Here is a 2,795-nt window from a genome sequence, read left to right as displayed (position 1 = left end):
TTTTAGAGAAATAGACCCCACATACAGATTTACAATAAAAACAGACCCAGGATATAATTTTATGCAAGAAATAAAACAAAGGATACATTAATTTTTTATTACTATTATGGAAGTTATATTAATTTATTTATTTGAAATATTTAGCATATTAATATTAATAATGCTATCAGGGCTTTTTTCTGGAAGTGAAACAGCATACACCAGCATAGACGAAGTAACATTAATGCGTCTTGTGAGAGAAAACAAAATTAAAGAAGATGATACAAAATATTGGGGTAAAAGTAATTCTATGATACCTACTCTTCTTGTAGGAAATAATATAGTTAATATTACAGCAAGCTCAATAATAACTGTATTTGCTATAAGATTAGCCGATGCTCTGCCTCATATATCTGGAAGCGTAATGGTTACTATATCAACAACTTTAATTACAATACTTATTATTATATTTGGTGAGATACTTCCAAAAGTTATAATGAGAGTAAATGCAGAAAAACTTATACCTTCCCTACTCTATTTTATGAAGGTTTTTTATTTTATATTTACTCCTATTACTTTTATAATGGATAAAATAACTACATTTTTAATGAATTATTTTGTACCAAAGAAATTAAGAAACAAAGAAAAAAAGAGTGCATTATCGAGTATAGAAGACATAACAACAATAATTAATTTAGGACATAAAGCTGGAATTATTAAAGGCTATACTCATGATTTGCTTACTGGTGTAATGGACTTTAGAAACAAAACAGTAGAAGAGATAATGACTCCTCGTGTGGATATGGTATGCATAGAAGCTGATACTGACATTAATGAAATTATGCGTTTAACAGTTGACACTGGTCTTTCAAGATTTCCTGTTTATGAAGAAACTATTGACCACATTATAGGTATATTTCACACAAGGGCTTTATTTAAAGATTATATAAAAAATAACGGAAAACCAAGCAAGATGAAAAAAAAGGCAATAGATTATATTATGCTTCCATATTTTGTACCTGAAACAAAAACTATTAGCAGTTTATTTAGCGATATGCAAAAAAGAAAATTGCAAATGGCTATTACAATAGATGAATACGGCGGCACTTCTGGACTTGTTACTATGGAGGACATTGTTGAAGAGATTATGGGAGATATTGAAGATGAGAGCGATAAGAAAGAAAAGGATTTAATAAAATTAAAAGGAAAAAGAATTATAGTAAATGGAACAGCATCAATCGAAGATGTAAATGAAGTATTAAACTTAAACATAGAACATGAAGAATATCAAACTATAGCTGGATATGTATTAGATAAATTAGATCATATACCTGATGTAAATGAAAGACTTATATTGAATGATTATAGAGTAAGGATAATGAAAGTTGAAGACAGAAGAATAATAGAAATGGAATTTACTCCTATAAATAGCATTAGAATATCCGATGTAAATAATATAAATAATACTGAAGTTAATGCAGAAATTAATACAGAAAAGGACGAGGAATAGATGAAAAAAATTATTAGTATATTATTTATATTGATGTTTCTTTTTTCATGCGAATCTAAAGAAAACAAAAAGAATAACAAAGAAACTATAAGAAGAGCTAAATTAGTTTTTACAGGCGATATTATGACTCACCCAAAAGTTGTAGAAGCTTTTGACGGTAATGATATACTAATAGATTTAAAAGATTATTTTCAAGGAGATATTGTATTTGCAAATTTAGAGTTTGTAGTAAATACTAATAAACCTCCAATGCCTTATCCTGAGTTTAACGGCTCTAAAGAATATTTAGAATATTTCTTTAATTATTTTAACACTTTTTCTATAGCAAATAATCATGCGTATGATCAAGGAGCTAAAGCAGAAACAGAAACAGTATCTATGCTTCATCAAAATAATATACTCACATTAGGAGGCTCAACAAACTCACCGTATATCTCTCCTATAATAACAAATATAAACGGCATACCAATATTTATATCAGCATACACTATGCTTGATAATGGATTAAGCCACAAAACAAATAAAGATGGTCATTTTTATTTTATGAACTTCTATCCAAAAAAAGATGATTTAGTAGAAAAAGTAAAAAGCGATATGGCTTTAGCAACAAACAATGAAATAAAAATAATATCATTGCATTTTGGTTATGAATACACAATAGCCCCAGAAGATACAACTATAGAAACAGCAAGAGCATTAATAGAAAATGGAGTAGATATTATAATAGGTCATCACCCGCATGTACCAAGACCTGCAGAAGTATATAACGGCACTAATAACAGCGGTATAATAATATATTCTTTGGGTAATTTTATTGCTAACCATAAAGGAAGATATCCGTATTTAGATATAGGCACTATTCTTTCATTAGAAATTAATGAAAACAGAGAGATTAGTTTTTCTTATATTCCAACCTATTATGCATTTTTTAGAGATAATGGTTTTGAGTTTGTAATGAAGCCTATAAAAGAAAATCCAAGCATTAATATGCCTGCATTATCAAGCAATTATGTTTATAGTGCTTATGACACCAATGCCATAAAAGCAGGCTATCAATTAATAAACAATTTTTACTCACCGCTTACAAACGAAAATGTGAAAGATATTTTTGTATTAGATAAGAAGATAGAAAATAACATAATGGCTAAAAATTGATTTTTATAATTATATATTTTAAAAAAATAAATACTGAAACTTAATATTTTAAATATATAATTATTCTCAATATTAAAGTAAAAAATGGAGCCTTTTTGCTTCTTTGTGGCACGCCGCCGGCACTCCCTTCGGTCGCAAAAGAAGTGGGGGT

The 2,795-nt window shown here is 28.2% G+C and carries 2 protein-coding genes; both read left to right on the top strand.

Annotated features, from left to right (window positions below; genetic code table 11):
* The first annotated feature begins 106 nt into the window (after positions 1 to 106).
* Positions 107 to 1,489 carry a hemolysin family protein gene (locus E6A48_RS09175; RefSeq protein WP_219709923.1) on the top strand — a complete coding sequence of 461 codons (1,383 nt, stop codon included), beginning with the start codon at positions 107 to 109 and terminating at the stop codon, positions 1,487 to 1,489.
* Positions 1,490 to 2,644 (top strand): CapA family protein, encoded by a 1,155-nt coding sequence (locus tag E6A48_RS09170; RefSeq protein ID WP_219709922.1) that lies wholly within the window; start codon positions 1,490 to 1,492, stop codon positions 2,642 to 2,644.
* Positions 2,645 to 2,795: the final 151 nt, after the last annotated feature.

This window comes from Brachyspira pilosicoli, from assembly GCF_019402445.1.
Taxonomy (GTDB): domain Bacteria; phylum Spirochaetota; class Brachyspiria; order Brachyspirales; family Brachyspiraceae; genus Brachyspira; species Brachyspira pilosicoli_B.
Note: the sequence above shows the minus strand (reverse complement) of the source record. Positions and strands in the feature narration are given on the sequence as shown.

Bases quoted from the DNA above. Each gene is read 5' to 3' on its own strand.
- E6A48_RS09175 (WP_219709923.1), top strand. From the start codon at position 107: ATGGAAGTTATATTAATTTATTTATTTGAAATATTTAGCATATTAATA.
- E6A48_RS09170 (WP_219709922.1), top strand. From the start codon at position 1,490: ATGAAAAAAATTATTAGTATATTATTTATATTGATGTTTCTTTTTTCA.